Source organism: Paratractidigestivibacter sp. (assembly GCF_052362415.1).
Lineage (GTDB): Bacteria > Actinomycetota > Coriobacteriia > Coriobacteriales > Atopobiaceae > Paratractidigestivibacter.
Map to the genome: position 1 here is coordinate 1,220 of NZ_DAWEMK010000140.1, position 2,496 is coordinate 3,715.

At 67.9% G+C, this 2,496-nt stretch carries 2 protein-coding genes; both read left to right on the forward strand.

The window, feature by feature from the left end:
* On the forward strand, window positions 1–715 hold a 715-nt coding region (locus ACT84W_RS09905), incomplete at its 5' end, for an amino acid--tRNA ligase-related protein (protein WP_444329092.1).
* Window positions 716–855: 140 nt separating this feature from the next.
* Window positions 856–2,496, forward strand: a 1,641-nt coding sequence (locus ACT84W_RS09910) for an ABC transporter ATP-binding protein (RefSeq protein WP_444329093.1), incomplete at its 3' end; no start/stop codon positions are given.

Consider the following 2,496-nt stretch of genomic DNA (forward strand, 5'->3'; position numbering starts at 1 on the left):
CTTCGGCGCCAAGGGCCTGGCCTACATCGCCTTCCGTGAGGACGGCTCCGTGACGAGCCCCATCGTCAAGTTCTTCTCCGACGACGAGATGGCCGCCCTGCGCGCCGAGATGGGCGTCGAGCCCGGCGACCTCGTGATGTTCGCCGTCGAGTCCCGCCTACACGCCGACGAGATCCTGGGCGGCATGCGCCGTCACATGGCCGACGCGCTCGAGCTCCCGCGCGAGGGCCACGACTTCCTGTGGGTCGTCAACTTCCCGCTGTTCCACTGGGACGAGGAGACCAAGCGCTACGAGGCCGAGCACCAGCCCTTCACCCTGCCGACCGAGACCGACCCCGAGAAGATCATGGCCGACCCGCTGGCCGTGGGCTCCTACACCTACGACTTCGTCATGGACGGCTTCGAGGCCGGCGGCGGCGGCATGCGTATCCACAACGCCGAGATGCAGATGGCCATCCTCAAGATGCTCGGCTTCACCGAGGAGCGCGCCCGCGAGCAGTTCGGCTTCCTGCTCGACGCCCTCGCGTTCGGCGCGCCCCCGATGGGCGGCTTCGCGCTCGGCCTCGACCGTGTCTGCATGCTGCTCACCGGCTCCGACTCCATCCGCGAGGTCATGGCCTTCCCGAAGACGAGCTCCGGCTCCGACCTCATGAGCGACGCGCCCTCCGAGGTCAGCGCCAAGCAGCTCAAGGAAGTCTCGCTCCGTCTGCTGTAAATGACAAATGACGAAAAGGGACAGTCCCTTTTTATCATCAGGCGGAAAATGACGAAAAGGGACTGTCCCTTTTTGTCATCCGGCCGCCCCGCGACGTGTCCGCGGGGCGGTTTTTGCTGAACGTAGAAAGAAGTAACGCTTTGTCTGACCTGCGATTCATTGCCCGGAGCTTCGGGCCGTACCGCCGGGACGTGGCGCTCGCGGCGGTGTGCATCTTCATCGAGACGTGCCTCGAGCTCGCGATCCCGTTGCTGATGTCGTCGGTGATCGACGACGGTGTGCTCGCGCGCGACGTCGCCGTGGTGTGGACGCGCGGGGCTGCGATGGTCGGCTGCGCCGCCGCCGCGCTCGTCCTCGGCCGCGGCTATGCCCGCTACTCCGCCCGCGCGGCCATGGGCCTCGGCGCGAACCTTCGCCGCGAGGAGTTCTCCGCAGTCGAGTCCTACGCCTTCGAGAACCTCGACCGCTTCGAGACCTCGAGCCTCGTCACCCGCATGACCACGGACGTGACCGTCATCCAGAACGCCATCGTCACGGGATTTCGCCCCATGATGCGCGGCCCCATCATGCTCGTCATGGGACTCGTGCTGAGCTGCGTCATGTCGGCGCGCCTCGCCGTGGTGTTCTTCGTCGTGCTGCCGTTCCTCGCGGTCGCGCTCGCGCTCATCGTGCGGCACGTCGCGCCGCTCTACCGCGTGCTGCAGCGGACGATGGACGCGCTGAACGACGAGCTCCAGCAGGACCTGACCGCGATCCGCGCGATCAAGGCCTACGTCCGCGAGGGCCACGTTGCCGGGCGCTTCGGCGAGGTCAACGGCGAGCTCGCGGACACCGCCACGCGCACGTTCTCGGGTGCGGTGATGAACACCCCGGTGTTCCAGCTGTCCATGTACGTGTCCGCCACGGTGCTCCTGTGGGTCGGCGGCAACATGATCCTCTCGGGCGAGCTCCAGGTCGGCACGCTCACCGGCTTCATGAGCTACGTGCTGCAGATCATGAACTCGCTGATGATGATCTCCAATGTCTTCCTGCTGCTTGCGCGAGCGCTGACGAGCATCGAGCGCGTGCGCGAGGTCCTCGACGAGGAGCCCGCCATCGAGTCCGCGCCCGCGGACGTCGCCGTTCGCGAGGTCGCGGACGGCTCGGTCGAGTTCAGCGACGTCGACTTCAAGTACCGCGCCGACGCCAAGCGCTGCGTGCTCGAGGACGTGGACCTTCGCTTCGAGGCCGGCTCCACGGTGGGCATTCTCGGCGGCACAGGTTCCGGCAAGACGAGCCTCGTCCAGCTGATCGCGCGCCTCTACGACGCGACCTCGGGCGAGGTCCTCGTCGGTGGCCGTGACGTGCGCGACTACGACCTCGCGTCGCTGCGCGACGCGGTGGGCGTCGTGCTCCAGAAGAACGTGCTCTTCTCGGGCACGGTTCGCGACAACCTGCGCTGGGGCGATCCCGACGCCACCGACGAGGAGCTCCTCGCCGCGTGCCGCGCCGCCTGCGCCGACGAGTTCCTCGACCGCATCGGCGGACTCGACGGCGACCTGGGCCAGGGGGGCGTCAACGTCTCGGGCGGCCAGAAGCAGCGCCTGTGCATCGCGCGCGCCCTGCTCAAGCGCCCGCGCGTGCTCATCTTCGACGACTCCACGAGCGCCGTGGACATGGCGACCGACGCGCGCATCCGCGCGAACCTCGCTGCGCTCACCGGCGTGACGAAGGTCGTCATCGCGCAGCGCGTCGCCTCCGTGATGGACGCCGACCAGATCGTCATCCTCGACGAGGGCCGC